The 15,823-nt window shown below is 39.0% G+C and carries 13 protein-coding genes and 1 pseudogene; 3 read left to right on the top strand and 11 right to left on the bottom strand.

The window, feature by feature from the left end; genetic code table 11:
* The first annotated feature begins 121 nt into the window (after window positions 1-121).
* Together CDC37_RS11750 and CDC37_RS11745 are read left to right on the top strand one after the other, a co-directional pair.
* Window positions 122-637 (top strand): DUF4112 domain-containing protein, encoded by a 516-nt coding sequence (locus tag CDC37_RS11750; RefSeq protein ID WP_096626119.1) that lies wholly within the window; start codon window positions 122-124, stop codon window positions 635-637.
* A gap of 211 nt (window positions 638-848) precedes the next feature.
* Window positions 849-1,778, top strand: coding sequence for an alpha/beta fold hydrolase (locus tag CDC37_RS11745; RefSeq protein WP_096622103.1), 930 nt, complete (start codon window positions 849-851; stop codon window positions 1,776-1,778).
* Between the two features lie 1,230 nt (window positions 1,779-3,008).
* On the opposite strand, the gene CDC37_RS11740 is transcribed toward CDC37_RS11745, so the two are convergent.
* From CDC37_RS11740 to hemJ, 7 genes and pseudogenes are all read right to left on the bottom strand, one after another.
* On the bottom strand, window positions 3,009-3,689 hold the full coding sequence (locus CDC37_RS11740; RefSeq protein WP_096622102.1) for a LuxR C-terminal-related transcriptional regulator: 681 nt from the start codon (window positions 3,687-3,689) through the stop codon (window positions 3,009-3,011).
* Between the two features lie 218 nt (window positions 3,690-3,907).
* Window positions 3,908-4,978 carry a c-type cytochrome biogenesis protein CcsB gene (gene ccsB, locus CDC37_RS11735; RefSeq protein ID WP_096622100.1) on the bottom strand — a complete coding sequence of 357 codons (1,071 nt, stop codon included), beginning with the start codon at window positions 4,976-4,978 and terminating at the stop codon, window positions 3,908-3,910.
* A gap of 298 nt (window positions 4,979-5,276) precedes the next feature.
* A complete protein-coding gene (locus tag CDC37_RS11730; RefSeq protein WP_330220843.1) occupies window positions 5,277-6,275 on the bottom strand; it encodes a DNA cytosine methyltransferase in 999 nt (332 codons plus the stop codon).
* Between the two features lie 2 nt (window positions 6,276-6,277).
* Window positions 6,278-7,366, bottom strand: a pseudogene (locus CDC37_RS24915) (HindVP family restriction endonuclease).
* 129 nt (window positions 7,367-7,495) lie between these two features.
* Window positions 7,496-8,317, bottom strand: coding sequence for a DUF3598 family protein (locus tag CDC37_RS11720; RefSeq protein ID WP_096622098.1), 822 nt, complete (start codon window positions 8,315-8,317; stop codon window positions 7,496-7,498).
* Between the two features lie 101 nt (window positions 8,318-8,418).
* Complete coding sequence (locus tag CDC37_RS11715; protein WP_096622096.1) at window positions 8,419-9,282, bottom strand: DUF6671 family protein; 864 nt, start codon at window positions 9,280-9,282, stop codon at window positions 8,419-8,421.
* A gap of 53 nt (window positions 9,283-9,335) precedes the next feature.
* Window positions 9,336-9,920, bottom strand: coding sequence for a protoporphyrinogen oxidase HemJ (gene hemJ, locus CDC37_RS11710; protein WP_096622095.1), 585 nt, complete (start codon window positions 9,918-9,920; stop codon window positions 9,336-9,338).
* Between the two features lie 488 nt (window positions 9,921-10,408).
* On the opposite strand from hemJ, the gene CDC37_RS11705 reads away from it, so the two are divergent.
* Window positions 10,409-11,050 carry an SMI1/KNR4 family protein gene (locus CDC37_RS11705; RefSeq protein ID WP_231943404.1) on the top strand — a complete coding sequence of 214 codons (642 nt, stop codon included), beginning with the start codon at window positions 10,409-10,411 and terminating at the stop codon, window positions 11,048-11,050.
* A 90-nt stretch (window positions 11,051-11,140) separates the two neighbouring features.
* On the opposite strand, the gene CDC37_RS11700 is transcribed toward CDC37_RS11705, so the two are convergent.
* The 4 genes from CDC37_RS11700 to CDC37_RS11685 form a co-directional block, all read right to left on the bottom strand.
* Window positions 11,141-12,253, bottom strand: coding sequence for a sensor histidine kinase (locus tag CDC37_RS11700; RefSeq protein ID WP_096626117.1), 1,113 nt, complete (start codon window positions 12,251-12,253; stop codon window positions 11,141-11,143).
* Window positions 12,254-12,920: 667 nt separating this feature from the next.
* On the bottom strand, window positions 12,921-13,328 hold the full coding sequence (locus CDC37_RS11695; protein WP_096622092.1) for a hypothetical protein: 408 nt from the start codon (window positions 13,326-13,328) through the stop codon (window positions 12,921-12,923).
* A 1-nt stretch (window position 13,329) separates the two neighbouring features.
* On the bottom strand, window positions 13,330-13,827 hold the full coding sequence (locus tag CDC37_RS11690; RefSeq protein ID WP_096622091.1) for a Rab family GTPase: 498 nt from the start codon (window positions 13,825-13,827) through the stop codon (window positions 13,330-13,332).
* Window positions 13,828-13,892: 65 nt separating this feature from the next.
* Window positions 13,893-15,674: an OmpA family protein gene (locus CDC37_RS11685; protein WP_096622089.1), complete on the bottom strand. Its 1,782-nt coding sequence runs from the start codon at window positions 15,672-15,674 to the stop codon at window positions 13,893-13,895.
* Window positions 15,675-15,823 lie beyond the last annotated feature (149 nt).

Here is a 15,823-nt window from a genome sequence, read left to right as displayed (position 1 = left end):
AACTGCTACATAAAGAATACATATTATTTTGGCGATCGCATCTGTATCACTAATTAATGTTGCAAAAACTGGATGAAGTTGTAGAATATTTAGCGTCCGTGTGGAAGCAGATCAACATCCCATGTCCCACCATCCTCTACGCTACCCGACCTTGGAACCTCAAGTAAAATACCCCAGCGTTGAACGTTTACGCAGCTTTGCGCGACTTTTGGACCGAGCATTCGTCATTCCCGGTACCCAGGTCGGGATTGGACTTGACCCCGTGATTGGGTTAATGACGGCATTTGTACCTGGTGTTGGTGATTTTGTGGGTTTAATGCTGTCATCCTATATTGTTTTAGAAGCAGCACGTCTTGGTGTACCGAGAGCAACTCTAGGAAGAATGGTGAGTAATATCCTGATTGACTCGGTTGTTGGTGCTATTCCCTGGATAGGGGATATTTTTGATTTTGCTTGGACTGCGAATATCAAAAATATGCAGCTGTTAGAAGACCATCTCAAGTTTCCTAGCCAACGTCAAAAAGCTGATAAACTGTTTATAATTGGTATCTTAAGCGTATTATTATTGGTTGCGATCGCTGTTGTGGCCATGTCTGTTATCCTCGTTCGAGCCGTATTGTCTTTGTTTAGTATGTAGGAATATTAGAATGCGGTTGTCAGGAGATTGGAGTTGGTCGCCAATCTGGATTTCTCATGAGTCAGCTATCAGTCTTGCAGTACAGCATTAATTTTCCTTCTACTCCCCGTAGGTTTGAGAAATTCGTGAGAAATACAAGTTTAGGGATTGTTGACAGCCAACCGTCAACAATAAGTGAATACACAATTCAAGTGCTTAACTATAAATCTCCATGAGTGATTGGTGGTATAAAACATTTCCCGAAGGGCGTAAAAATGTCATTATTCAAGATGCCAATGATTATCCAGTACAAATAGCCTATGGGGAGGCTGGTACTGGAGTACCTGTATTTTTACTACATGGGGTTGGAAGTTGGAGTTATAACTGGCGTTGTAGCGTCAAGCCGTTGTCACCCTATTTTCGGGTGATTTGTTGTGATGCCAAAGGTTACGGGTTTTCCGAAAAGCCATTGTCGCGTCGGGAACAACCGGGACATCAAGTGGTGGAGTTAGCACGGGTGATTGAGTCATTGTGTGATGAACCCGTGGTGATTGTGGCGGAATCCTTGGGAGCTTTAACTGCGATCGCTGTCACTCAAACCTATCCCCATTTAGTATCCCGGTTAGTGGTGGTAAATGTACCAATTTTTGCGAATCGTCTTCCCCATTGGGGAATGTCCTTGTTAGCAAAAACCCCTTTGGAAGTGATTCACGCAGTGGATACGTTGCGTTTACCCTATTTATTTGCACCTTTGGTGCGGGAAATCATGGCCATTGAACGTCGCAATCTTCTCCATGACCCGAAAAGTTTGACTGCTGAGGATATTTATTGGATTACCTACCCCTATATCGAGTTACCTGGGACTTTGACCAAGGTTGCGGAGGAATTGCAAATAGCTATCCGCGAAATTGAAAAATATCAAGCAGGTAAACCCAATTGGTTGCAAACCATTCAATCTCGATTGTCGAGTATCAAAATTCCCGTCTTAATTTTGTGGGGGGAAAATGACACCTGGTTTCCCCATTACCACGGTTTAAAGTTACATCAATGTTTACCCAATTCCGATTTACATATTTTACCTCGGTGTGGTCATGATACTTCTTTTGACGCATCCGAATTGGTAAATCAAAAGATTCTCTCGTTTTTGCAAGATTTGGCATAGGAGGAGATAGCATACAGAAGTCGAGTCTCTTTTTCAGAAAAAAAAGAGGGTGAGAGGAGGCATACTGGTTACCTCGTTCTCACCCTGGTACTCACTGCTGAAGCGGTAGGGATTATATTTTAGATACTGTTATTTTGGGGGCTAATGTGGGTCAATGACAGTACCTAGAAAACATAATCCCACGCAGTAAGCACCAATCTTGGTTATTCTAAAATCTGGTAAAATATTTAATGAATAAATTGCGTGAATTTAAGAAAAGAAATAATGGTAGATACACGCAATTTGTGCAATCGTTTCTGCCGTCCTTAACCGTTATTTTTAACTAAGTTAAGGGTTAAATGCACCTCGATAACAACACCCTTGAAGTCGTTTATCTTTTAACAAGATAACCAATCACTTTGTTATTGAGTTGCCAAATTGGCAAGTTTTTAAAAATCATGAAAATCTAAAAATAAGATAAATATGATATTGAAATAAATTCTAAATTTATCAGGGAAAATTTAATTGATTTTGTCCAGCCAAAACATTTTTTGTGAGGGAAGTGTGAGCGTTATGGAATTACAGCAGAGGATGCAAAAAAGCGGTAATGGAATTTTTGTCAATACCTAATCAGGTTTCTATAGTGATGAAACCCTGACATATTAAACTGAGACTATCTGAGATTTTGGATTCTGAAAGGAAAGCAGAAATTGGTCTATACCAGTTTTATTTTGTAACTAGGGCTTGCTGAAAAACAGTAAAGACGCGATTATCGTGTCTCTATATCTTGTAAAGCCTTAGAGGGGATTTTAGTCGCAAAAAGTGCTTTCCAAATAGATATATGAAGCTCAAAAACCTTGCATTTTTAATTTTTTAGAGCCAAGCAAAAGTGGAATTTTTAGGTTAAAAATATTCCCTACTCCCTACTTCCTGTTGGTAAGACTATATTCAAATTATGATTTCATGCTTGCGAAGAAAATCAGCAAAAAGTATACGAGCAAACAAATTTATTTCCTGTTTATTGATATGTAAAAATGAGGTTTATTCAAGAAACCCTGCTTTTAGGAGAAAAAACCAACTTCTGAATCTTCTCAACCAACTACTCCAGCAGATAAGTTATCAGGGGTTCGTAGTTGTGGCTCTAGCCTCAAAAAAGTTTTAATATAAAGGCGTTATACCCGCAGGGTTGTCGTAGACTAGCGCTACAGCTTTTTCTCACCCATCAAAATAAATGTAGTCGAGTACTACATTTCAAGAAATTCCCAACTCCCCTTGACGTAATTTCGCCACCATTTCTGCTCTTGCAGATACTCCTAATTTGCGAAACATTCTTTTGAGAGCTTGTTTGACAGAATTTTGGGTAATCCAGAGTTTTTCGCCAATTTCAGCATTTGTTAAACCCTGTGCGACGAGTTCGGCAATTTCCAATTCGCGGGGTGTAAGACGATTGGTAAATTCAGAAGGGGAATTTTTCTGGGGTTGGCTGCGTAATGTAGCAAGTTTAGCAGACAGGTGGAGACAAAGGGCACTTAAATCAGTTAAATCGTTGGTATTAAAGGCTGGATAGCCACTAGCACGGGCTAAATTGAGCGTACCGATTAAACGTCCGTCACAGACAATTGGACCACTCATAACGTGAGCATGGTCATCGCGGGGACATAGTAATTGCCAATCCCCTGCGGGTAAAATTAAAGCTTCGTGAGCTGGTGCGTGACGTTCAAAGACAAATTGTCCAATGGGATTGTCCTTTAAACAGACATCGGGGATTCCTTGGGAATTTAGGGTGACTTCTGGTTGTTCGTCAAACAGATAAATACCCCAGCGTTGCACCTGGAAGTAACCCTCAATTGTGGCGGTGAGGGCTTGACGTAATTCTACTTCAGTTTGGGATTGTGCGATCGCTTGAAAAACAGTTTGTAGTTCGTTCGCCATCTTCCAATCTCGAAAAAAATCGGGATAATCTATTGATGTATCATCCCGTCGTCTTTAATGTTAACAAATTTATCCTGAAGAAGAAGACGGAATACAGGAGACAGGATACAGAATAAAAGTATAGACAACGCGACTTTATGGGAAGTCGCGCTACTCACATATACAGGTCGTCTGTGTTGAATATTTTCCAGTCAACGGTCAACTATCAACACCACAACCTATAAAAACCAACCATAGGAATGTAAACCCTTACCCAAGAGATTTACACCTAAATAACAAACCCAAACAACAACAAAGCCAGTTGCTGCTAAAATAGCAGGACGACGACCTTGCCAACCCCTGGTAATGCGAGCATGAAGATAGGCTGCAAATACTAGCCAGGTAATTAAAGCCCAGGTTTCCTTCGGGTCCCAGCTCCAGTAGGAACCCCAAGCTTCATTTGCCCAAACTGCACCTGCGATGATACCAATGGTGAGGAGGGGAAATCCTAAACCAATGATTCGATAACTAATATTATCTAAGGTTTCTGCCAAACTTAAACGTTGGGGTGATAATTTGGGATTATCAAGGATGGTGGTATTTCCAGAAATGACCGAAGTTTCCACTAAATTCAAGACTGCGGTACTAGCATTCCCATTGCCGTTACTTTGATAGCTAGCTAATCCGTTACCGTTATTTTCCGCATTTAATCCTAAATCTTCCAGCACAACTTCCCCTGCTTTGCGAAGTTGATACCCATTGCGACGAAATCCACCAGCACCGAAGGAACTACCCTGGAGTTGAATATTTTCACCCTTGGTCACGACTAAAAATGCGATCGCCAGTAATGAACCCACCATCAACGCTGCATAGCTCAACATCATCACACTCACATGCATCATCAACCAATTTGATTTGAGCGCAGGAACCAAGGGTTCGGAAACTTGCATCTCCTGGGGTAAGGAAAGGGTTGCAAATGCTGTAATCATCATCCCCACCGGAGCTGTAAACACACCCACTAAACGACTACGGGTATTAAATTCAGCCAGCAAATGTACAGCAGTGATACCCCAAACCAAGAAAAACAATGACTCGTAGAGATTACTCAAAGGAAAATACCCCCCCTCCAACCACCTTGCTCCCAACAACGAAGCTATTGATAAATTTGCGATCGCTATTCCTGCTGTACTTAACCCCTGGAGGTAAGGTATGTTTGGAAACACAGCCCCCACCCAATAGGCAATCATTGTCAAAAATAATACTGCGAATGCACTGTTGTCTAACCAGTTTTCAAGTACAACCAAATCCATAAAAGTGTGTTCTCCCCAAGTGACTTCCTAAATTTCATGATAGCTAGTCTCTCATGAATATCTTGACTTGACCAAGTATGTAGAAAATCGTTCACCCCAAAATCCCCACCAGCAACCTTCTCCCTGTCAATATCAAGCTAGTGTTCCGTATATTAGCTATTGTAAGTCCTTATAGTTCTGAAGAGGGTAAATAGGGAGTAGAGACAACCCATCGGGTTGTCTCCAGGGGAGTAGAAATGAACTATTTTCTTGTTTGGTTCTATCCACACGGCATGGGGGACTGACTTGAGGATATCTTTTAATTACAAATAGTATTTTGGTTCAGGATTGCATCTTCAAATAATTTTAGTTGAATTCCCGGCAGAGAATATATCTTATTTTTAGAGCAATCTTCAATATATTCAAGAATACAACCAGCAACATACTCAGCTAATTTAACAGGTACTCCATTGCCGATCATTTGCTCTAAATCTGATTTATTACCCCTAAACTTGAATGTATTGGGAAATGTTTGAATATAACTGCATTCAATTGTAGTTAATGGTCGCAACTTCTCATTGATTTCGCAGACATCTCCTTCATGTTTTTGATAATTTTTGGGAATTGGACGATTCACTCCTCGTACTGTTGGACTCGGTTCATAGATACTAAAAATAGCCCTTCTTTTATAGCTTCTGGGATGACGATAAAAGTACTCGATACCTAAACTATCACCTAAATAATCAAAAATCGTCATTGGCTTCTTCGACTGTTTTTTTGTCAAATATAAACTTAGACAATCATCTTCCCCATCAAGCTGACCAATCAAAAAGTATCTCTTTCTCGCTTGAGGAACTCCACAATAGCTAGCATTGAGAATTACAGAAGTTAAACCATACCCACTATTTCTAAATACATCTAAAGCAGTTTTAATCACATGACTTTTGGCGATTCTATCGACATTTTCCATGACAAACCAACTAGGTTTTACATGGGAAATAATGTTGGCAAAACTTAGAGTCAAGTTCGCTCTTCCAAGGCTTTCATCTCTTTTTCCTGCACTTGAAAAATCCTGACAGGGTGGTCCACCAATAATAACATCGGGATTAAACTGGGCAATAATTTCACAAGCTTTATTATCGGAAAGGTCTTGATTAAAAATTGGGTGTTGAAAGTTATCTTGATAAACCTTAATTGCCGGAGACCAACAATCAAAAGCCGCAACTAGGCTAAACCCAGCATTTTGGAATCCCAGTGATAAACCTCCACAGCCACAAAATATGTCTACCGTTCTCATTATACAAATTTCAATAATCAAGTTTAGTCTGAAAATAAATCGGAAGAGTTATAAATTATAGCATCAAATCTCCTCTCTGGACTCAATAAATTTTGAGCGCCGCCGAGAATAATTCTTCTTATTTCGTCTTTCTTAATTCTTGGTTGTTTTAATATCTCTGATTTCATGTAAGCATGGGTTACTCTACCACTAACAGCAAATGCTTTATCATTTTTTGTGTTGTATGACAATGTGTCTATTATTCTTCTATGATTAAAAGAACCGCTAATACTAAAATCATATATCATTCTGAATAGCCAAACAATAGTTCGGGTATGTCTAGTGATAGTTCTGATTCGTCCAAAAGAACTGATTTTCTGTTTAGATAGGTCTATAAATAATCTGGTAAAAGCTAAATCACTCTAAACAAAAACATCTAAGCAGTTTTCTGAAAGTCGCGGAGATTTTCCTTCAGTTTTCCAAATAGGCTGCATTAGAAAAGGTTGCTGGGATTCTAAGATTGCAAGCACAATTTCATCTATGATATCAATCATGCTTGGAATGTAGGGTATTATATAATTAGGCTCTGTCCAATCAGTGATACTAGCAAATTTTTCACCGATTAAATTCTCGATAAAAGAAGAATTTACTCTCAATTTTTCTACGATACTGCACGCCAAATAAACTATTGTATCTGGTCTGACAACAATTTCACAGCCATATAAATCCTCTGATAAGTCACATGTTGTGTTGTCTGGTAAGGCTGTTAGTTTTATTTCAATTGCCTGCAAACAAGCTCCTATCTCTTTTGCCTGTATAACTAAATCAACCCCTGGAATATTCCCAATTAAATACTTCTGGTATGGCGTAAATTAGGTTTCAAAGGCATAAAATAAATTTTCTGAGTCGGGTTCTATTCCGTACAAATTAGCAGTGCTAATACTAGAATGTTCAACATTTAAGTTGGAATTAAGCCGAATATATATATTTTCAAGATTCTGATGATATAAATAGGAACAAAGAGAAGCTGGGAAAGAAGAATTAAAGCAATTTTTCCCCCAAGACTCTCTCTGTATAAAATCTCGATTTGAATATTTTAAGCCAAACAAACCGGGCTTTTGACTTTCTGTCATTTTTATGAATACAATTGTTATGTGGATTAAATTAAAAGTGGAATAAAAGTAGCTTCTCTCTGTGCATACATGAAAAGCTTAGTATAACTCAAAAAAATTTCAACTATTATGTAGAATTTGGTAATTTTACTAGTTAATTTTCCGTTCTGTCACTAAGGTCAAACTTGTCCATTCTCCTTTATCGTTATAACTGCGAATCAAACGTTGCCGTAAATCAGGTTGAATTAACCACCCTACTTCTAAAAATAGGGATTGATTGAGTTGAGCTTTGACAGGAAATGTCGCAGAAGCTCCATCAGGTAACATTAAAACCTGGATGGGATTGTCTGGATTTTTGTTAAAGGTTAATTGGGTACGGTTACTGTTAATAGTTGCGGTGGATGTAATGGTGGGATAATTACCAAAATTAATACTTTGGATGAGTTTTCCAGATAAATCTAATTGTAAATTCATCGTAGTTTGATAAACATTTGGTTCCCGTAAATCAGGATAAATTGTAATTGCTTCTCCTTCCCATTTTCCGAGTAAGGCTTCGATTGTTAATGGGGGACGTTCATCGAGTTGAGTTCCTTCGCGATATTCCCGAATTAAGGTTAATTTGCGCAGATGGTTATTAATATCAAATAGTTGTACAATCCGCAGACGACGGTTTTCGTGGATAAAACCAAATTCGGCTCCAAATTCGCTAAAGGGGGAAAATTGAATTGCTCCTTGGGAAAATGCACCATTTTCAAAAAATAATAAACTTTTGGCAAGAGTGCTAAATTCTAATACGAGGTCTTGTAAACCTTCCCTTTGCAGTGTTAATCTTGCTGATTGATGATTATTTAGGCTTTCTAAGGTAAGACGACTAGGTATATCTTCCAGTTGCTCACCGCTGGGTGAAAATTGGGTGAATGAACCAACCCAGATACCCAGATTTTTTAAAAAGGATTCCCATTGAGATAACATAAATTAATTTTGGATTTTGGATGTTAGATTTTGGATTTTAGATTTTAGATTTTGGATTGATGAATGTTATATTTTGATTTTAAATCTGGAAATACACTCTTTCAAGGATTACAATACATGCAGTTTGCTGGGTCAGCAAATTCCTCCCCATCGGGATAATTTTGCACAGACTTAAATTGACATTTTTGACATTCATATATAACTGCTTGAGTTAGTAGGGTCGGAGCGGAACAAGCTGCACAGGGTAAACCGGGTATTCTTTTGGTAATACTAAAACCTGGTGTTCCACATTGGGGACAACAACTTTTGAGTTTGTTGACGAGATTTTGTGCTGCTTTGGCGATATTCTGCATCCGAGTCGGATTATGCATTGCTCGCATATCTGTTTCTAGATGAACTTGTCCCGTGGGAGAATTTTGTAATCCCCAATTTACAGCTTCGATTAATTCTGCTTCGCTGGTAATACCCTTAATAATTTCGCTTTGATTATCGGGATTTTCTTTGAGCATTACCACTAAACCATGCTGGGGAAAGCCGATTTTCTCAGCAAATTGCTGCGCTTCTGTCACTGATGTAATTATCTGATGATTGTGATTGGTTTGGGTGGATAGTTCCTCTGCGATGATTTCTAAATCGTTTTCGTGGTCGATCAAAATTAGGATTTCTCGATTACAGGGAAGATAGGGGATATGGGGGTGGGGAATAAAACTACCTTCACTGGCGATCGCAATCTTGAATCCAGTCACTTCGATGGCTTTTTCCGCTTTGAGTCGTGCTGTTTCGATTTGTGTACCTACTCGTTTAATATCGCGGGTAAATGTACCGAAAATATCCGTATTGAAATTATCTGGAACAATGATTTTCAGACCTAATTCGGTTTCTAATGGGGGTGCAATGGCTATTTCTTTTTGATGCATTGTTCCTAGTACTGCAACCCGATTGGCAAAGAATGGATGGTGGTTCATGATTTTTACCCCTCGGAGACGACCTAACGGGTCGTCTCTGCTAAGTTATTGTTTTATGCTTGCTGTTGAGGTAGTTCGGAAATTTGTGCTAATTCCTTTTCTTTGTCTAAACGTCGTTTGCGTGCATAAAGTTGAATTGTCACAGCCATGAGCAACACTAATCCAAAAATTAACCAGGTAGTTATATCCGCAGGTAGATTATTTTTGAAGATCACTAATAGGACAATCACTACTAGTAATACAGTGGGTGCTTCGTTCATTGCTCGCATTTGTTTACTTGTCCATTGACAAATGCCTTGCTCTAGCTGTTTCATCAATCTTGCGCACCAGAAATGATAACCCAACAGTAAAGCGACAAAACCAAGTTTATAATGTAACCAAGTTTGTTTGAGAAAATCCGGTTGGGTGACTAATAAACCGATTGCACAAGCAACTGTAACAAGCATACCGGGAGTGGTAATAATCCCATACAGTCGCTTTTCCATGATGGTATATTGCTTTTTGAGAATGGATCGAGCTGGTTCTGTTTCCTGTTCTGCTTCGATGTGATAGATAAACAGACGTACAAGATAGAACAATCCCGCAAACCACACAACTACACCGATGATGTGAAATGCTTTGAACCAGGAATATGCCATTTACCTTTACCTACCTTATTTTTTTAGCTGTCTGAGAATTTTCTTGTAATTTGTTTCTTGTCTTAACTTATAAGGTTATACCATTTTGGATTCGAGATTTTGGATTGGGAACCCCTTGTTTAATCAGGGTTTCATCGTTTCATCTTTTTTATGGGTAATTGCTATGGAGATAGAAGTTCCCACTCTATTCCCTGTTTCCCATTCCCTGCTATATACAAAATTTATGCTTTGTTTCTTCTCCTCAAGCAAAGAGAATTATTCAAAACACCTATACTGACAGAATCGATGGATAATTTATTCTTTTATTGTAAGTAATTAAACTGATACTGTGTGCAACTTTTGACAAATCAAATTAGTGTCACTCCTCCCATTCACAAAGGGTTTAAGCAGGGTTAGATTGAATGACATAAATAAAAAAAAATCATTACTCGTTCATTACTTGGTGTAATTTTGTGCATCTGCGGTTTCAGTGAGGACAAGTGAAAATAATGGTAAAGACTGCAATGAATAAAATGCAACAGATTAAAACCAAGCTGTTCAAATTAGCAGAATTAGATAAAAGTTTAAAATTATTCGGTTCCCAATCCCATTCCTATTGTTTAAACCCTTGTATTAGTCCTGGGGAGCTAAATAATTTTGAATCCCGTTATGGTGTTACCTTACCACAGGATTATCGTCAGTTTTTGTTAGAGGTTGGGAATGGGGGAGCAGGTCCAGGGTATGGTTTATTTAAATTAGAGGATGAAATTGTAACAGGGGGAAATGATACGGAAGATAGGGAATATCAACGGTTAGCTCAACCTTTCCTATTAAAGTCAATGTGGGATGGGGAGGAGGAAAATGACCAGAATATCAATGCTCAACAAGCACGTCAAGGAACAATTGCGATCGCAACCTATGGTTGTGGTGTGGATGCTTTGTTGGTGGTGACGGGAGAACAACGGGGTCATATTTGGATTGATGACCGCAGTAATGATGGGGGTATTTATCCATTTTCCAGTGAGTGTTGTGCTTTTTACCATGATGACCCCTATTCCCTAGAAACCGTTGATGATACTGCTGCTCTGTCTTTCTACGATTGGTATCAGGATTGGTTAAATCGTTATTTGGTGAAATTTTATGCTGTGTAGCAGTCGTGCAATTTTGGATTTTGGATTTTAGATTTAAAAATTACAAATTAGCTCATTTCTCCTCCCCCTCCCTACTCCCCACTCCCCATATTAAGATTTACTTCGGGGAAGGGAAAACCAAAATCTCGCTCCTCCAGTGGGACTTGGAGTATATCCAATTTTACCTCCCCACCGTTCGACGGTGATGCGACAAAAATACAGTCCTAAACCGATACGACCACTTTTGTGTTGTCCTTGACTGAATTTTTTGAATAGATGGGGTACAAGGTCTGGACTGACTCCCCGACCTTCGTCATCGATGGTGAGGTGAATAAATTCCGGGTCGGGGGTAAGGGTAATGGTAACGGTAGAGTGGGAGGGGGTATGACGAAAGGCATTTTCTGCTAAGTTGGTAATTACCCGTTCTAAACGTTGGCGATCGCCGATTACTTTCCAGTCTGTCACCTGGGGGTCGTACACCAGGTTGATTTTCACTTTGTTGAGTGCATAGACTGGTGTTAGCAGTTCGATACATTCCTGGGTGACATGTAAAATATTCGGTGCGATCGCTCCGGGTTGGGAAAATTTTTCCAGGGAATTAACTTCAGCGGAAAATATTTCTAACACTTCCCGGACGAGGATTTCTTGTTTAATGGATTGTTTGCGTCCGATTGCTAATCTTTCTCGTCCTTTTGCGGTCAGGTTTTCCATTTCTAGTAAAGCTAAACAGCAATTAATCCCACTTAACTGACCAGCAATATCATGAATAATACAATGAATTAAAATATCTTTTTTTTGATTTTCTTTGACTAATTGGTTATAGGAAAGTTGGTTTTCTCGTGCTTTTTGAATAAGTGCTTGTTTTTCCCGATAATTATCTTCAGCAAATTCAACTAAGAGAATTTTGCGTTCATCTAAAATTACGGCTGAAGCTTCTAAATAATATTCATCACCATTTAAATCTATTTCTGTCCAAAATCCCGATTTCAGCGGATGTCCGGTGGGATTTTGCCAATATGCTTCCGCATCAATTAAAAAGTTTTCTAAAAATGGGATATCTTCTTGACTTATTAGAACCTTCATCCCAGTCGAAATATCGCGTGGACACACCCTTTCTAACCAATGAGGAACGGTTCCCTCGATTTGAAAAACACCTTTGCGCAAGCGTTCCAGGACTAAAATATTCAAAGTCGCAAATAAACGACTAGCAAACGTTTCGTTCATCACCACATCATTCCCCATTGGTTTTTGGATTTTTGTTTGAGTGTAGGAATTCAGAATATAGAAGTCAAGTCTTTATTTACTTTTCATGATAATCTTTTGCAAATTGACGTATTATAAAATACAATGGCATCCATTAATGGTTAGGTCAATAATATTGAGAATAAATTTTCAGCTACTTTCAGTCAATAGGATTTAGTTAAGGGTAATTGTCGGTTGGATAGAACGCAGTAGAACCTAACAAAAATGATAGGTCAAATAAGTAATACTGTTTTACTGGAGAAATGGTGTGAACCCTCAACAACAATAAATCGAAAATTCATGAAAATACTTTAATTACTCATTCTATAAGAATTTTATTGCTGGTTTATGGTACAGAAAATGAATAATTACAGCAATCCTATTTAAGTCGTGAAAAATAGCGTGCTGATGACTGTTAACCGTCAAGTGTCAACCTTTAACAACCCTACATGTCAGATTTTACAAATCCTGCTCGGACTGCTGTGTGAATGGACATTGATTGATGCACCTCTAACGTTACTTCAAAGCGGGAAAACTGCGCAACACAGTAGTTCTCCAACAGATACAATTCAAGACTTTCAATTCTAACTGAACCGTATTGTATTCATTCTACTAAATCACCAGTGCAAAATGCTAATTTACCTACTCCCTACTCCCAACGATTTAAAACCTGGGATATTTTTTCGTTTGCTAAACTTTTATTATTGGCTTGTTGTTGAATTAGGGAAAGTTGCATTTCATCTAATGTTGCATCTAGTAGTATCACCCAATCACCCTCAGCAGAAGGAAACATATGTAAATCTGCACAGATTCCCTCATCTGTTTTCACGCGAGGAATAAAAACTGGTGTATCTTCCAAAGGTAAAAGACCTTCGAGAAAAAATACCTTTTGAAAAACATTTGCCCCTTTAGTTAAATTTTTTACTCCATAATCAGTTAAATTTCCTCCCCAACTTTCAATCTGTCCGCTTTTTTTGACCAATAAATAAGCAAGGGAACGATTTTCCCAGAGTAAGTTTATCAGGTACGTCACAATTGGTTTTGGGACATCCAACATGTCATTCTTCCATAATCTTGTCTGCTAAAGTTTGGAAAACTTCCTCAACTCCATCACCTGTTTTGGCGCTTGTTTGAATTACTATCCATCCTTGTTTGGTTAATTGTTCAATCTCTTCGTTTTCAATATCCCATTCATCAACTAAATCGGCTTTATTTAAGACCATTACAAAGGGTATATTTCCTAAACTATCCTCAACTCTTTGTTTTAAAGCAAAAGCAACATCTAAAGTATTATGCCGAGTTCCATCTACAACTAATAAATAGCCAGAGGAACCGCGTAAATAGGATGTATGTACCTTTTGGAATTCATCTTCTCCATATAAATCCCACAAAATCAAATTTAATTCCTTGCCATGAGTGAAAACAGTCTTTTTATCAATTTTTACCCCAACCGTAGTTTGGTAATTTTCTGAAAAAATACTGCGTACAAATCTGGCGATGAGGCTGGTTTTCCCAGTTGCAAATGCGCCGACCATACACACTTTTTTCTGAAGCATAAATTTAGATGATATGATTGTTGAGTTGCTTGAATTTTTTAAGTTGATTATTCTATTTGAGTTAACTATTGTCTTGGTGTTAAGAAGATATTAAAGGTGACACGGCGATTTTTTGGTGCTTGTATCAGAGATTGATTTACTTCCACTGGTTGTTGGGAACCAACACCACTTATACTAATACTTTTGGGGTCGATTCCTCCATTAATTAATCGTGTGGCGATCGCTCTGGCACGATTTTGACTCAAGGGTTGATTCAGTGTATCATTACCGGTGGAGTCTGTGTGTCCAGTTATTTCCAGTCTGACCTGATAATTTAACTGGGAGGCTATTTGATATATTTCCCGCAACTGGGTCTGAATCTGGTTAAATTTACCCTCCTGGTCGGCTAATAGCTGGGTTGACCCCTCCACAAATAGTAAAACCTCCTGTTCTAATTTTGATTTGTATTGATTCAGCCTTTCTATATCTAAATTTTGTACTTGAGAGTCATCATATCCATTAATACCAGGAATCGTTGACCAAATGGCACGGGTGTTGTTAATCCAAGTCTTGGGTGCAAACCCTCTAGCGGTCATTTTTCCTTGGGAATCGATATCTATTTGCACGCTGGAGGGGGGATTAATCCGTGCTGCAACCCTTTTGCCAATCATCTCCGGTTCCAGGGAAATAAATGGCTTCCACCTGGTGACAACGGATTGGGGATCAATTTGTGCATCTGCAATTAATTGATTGATTTCCCCTGCTAAAGGGTCACGCATTCCTTCAATTACAAGCTTTCCCCAACCCTTTTGGGCTTTGGTAATCACAAAACCCGGTTGATTGCGAATTCGGGTCAACAAGTTTTCCCAGCGTAGATGCGATCGCCAACCCAGAAACCCCCAATATCCTAATGCGATCGCAATTAATCCCAAAAAACCCAAGGCATAAGCACGACGTTGATTGGCCTGCTTTTTGTACCGAGCTTCTAAACAAGGTTTCAGTAAATACTCTGTTCCCTCAAAAATTTGGGTATCACCATCAAATTCTAATAAAGCCCGGTTAAATTGTAAATGAATTTTGCCTAAAGCTGTCTGAAACACGGAGCGCAATTCCAAAGGAGCATTACCGCGAATAATTCCTGCTAATACCGCATGGGGAGAAGCTTCCACCCATATCGTCAACTCCCCAAATTGCAGTGATTGTAATCCCTCGCTTTGATCGACTCGAAAGGAATCCCGCATAAAATCCTGAATCGCGGTCAACATCGCTGAAACTAAATCCGGGTCTTGGGTTGTCACCTCTGAGGCGAACAAATGTTTTAGCAGCAAACCAGTGTGTCGATGAATTAAAAATACCTGCTCGACTCGGTAAACCAAGGTTCTTAGTAGGACTATTTCCGCAAAAGTTTTCCCCGTCCGCTTTGCTTCCAAGCGCCATTGTAAACTTTGTGGTGACAAACTGTGTTCCAGAGCTTGATTCAAAGATTGAATCATTTCCCCCAAAGTATTGGCAACGGCTTTCCGGGTTGCAGGAACCACAATTGGAAAAATTGCTCCCGACAACACCTCCACATTTTGGTCCACGGATAGCTGAATGGCTTGCTCTACCGTGGAAACCATTACCTCCCCTAGCATACCATCCTGTTGACTCCGCAACCTGACAGCTTCCGGAAGCAGACGTGCGATCGCTTCTGGATTCGCGGTTGATTGATTTAATAATTCATACAACTGCTGGATTTGCTGTCCATCCAATCCTAACAGTAACCGACGCAACTCTTCAATTTCGGCAACTTCTTGAAAATGATTCTGATTATTGGCTTTTTCGGACGGAAATTGCGGTAAAACTCGATTTTGAGTCTGGTTATCCATAGATTAAATGTAATTTATCTGTCCTTAACCAGGAGACAGGAGATATATACGTGTAGGTGTCTTTGTTTTCTACTTCCTATTTCCTATTATTCGGTGGTTGCAAACGATGGGTTGGACTATTAGGCTGTTAACTTAGATTTTGATGGATA

The sequence above is a fragment of the Calothrix sp. NIES-3974 genome (genome assembly GCF_002368395.1).
Lineage (GTDB): Bacteria > Cyanobacteriota > Cyanobacteriia > Cyanobacteriales > Nostocaceae > NIES-3974.
This window is presented reverse-complemented; position numbering and strand designations above follow the sequence as displayed.

Bases quoted from the DNA above. Each gene is read 5' to 3' on its own strand.
- CDC37_RS11745 (WP_096622103.1), top strand. From the start codon at position 849: ATGAGTGATTGGTGGTATAAAACATTTCCCGAAGGGCGTAAAAATGTC.
- CDC37_RS11705 (WP_231943404.1), top strand. From the start codon at position 10,409: ATGGTAAAGACTGCAATGAATAAAATGCAACAGATTAAAACCAAGCTG.
- CDC37_RS11695 (WP_096622092.1), bottom strand. From the start codon at position 13,328: ATGTTGGATGTCCCAAAACCAATTGTGACGTACCTGATAAACTTACTC.
- CDC37_RS11750 (WP_096626119.1), top strand. From the start codon at position 122: ATGTCCCACCATCCTCTACGCTACCCGACCTTGGAACCTCAAGTAAAA.
- CDC37_RS11720 (WP_096622098.1), bottom strand. From the start codon at position 8,317: ATGTTATCTCAATGGGAATCCTTTTTAAAAAATCTGGGTATCTGGGTT.
- ccsB (WP_096622100.1), bottom strand. From the start codon at position 4,978: ATGGATTTGGTTGTACTTGAAAACTGGTTAGACAACAGTGCATTCGCA.
- hemJ (WP_096622095.1), bottom strand. From the start codon at position 9,920: ATGGCATATTCCTGGTTCAAAGCATTTCACATCATCGGTGTAGTTGTG.
- CDC37_RS11700 (WP_096626117.1), bottom strand. From the start codon at position 12,253: ATGAACGAAACGTTTGCTAGTCGTTTATTTGCGACTTTGAATATTTTA.
- CDC37_RS11690 (WP_096622091.1), bottom strand. From the start codon at position 13,827: ATGCTTCAGAAAAAAGTGTGTATGGTCGGCGCATTTGCAACTGGGAAA.
- CDC37_RS11715 (WP_096622096.1), bottom strand. From the start codon at position 9,282: ATGAACCACCATCCATTCTTTGCCAATCGGGTTGCAGTACTAGGAACA.
- CDC37_RS11740 (WP_096622102.1), bottom strand. From the start codon at position 3,689: ATGGCGAACGAACTACAAACTGTTTTTCAAGCGATCGCACAATCCCAA.
- CDC37_RS11685 (WP_096622089.1), bottom strand. From the start codon at position 15,674: ATGGATAACCAGACTCAAAATCGAGTTTTACCGCAATTTCCGTCCGAA.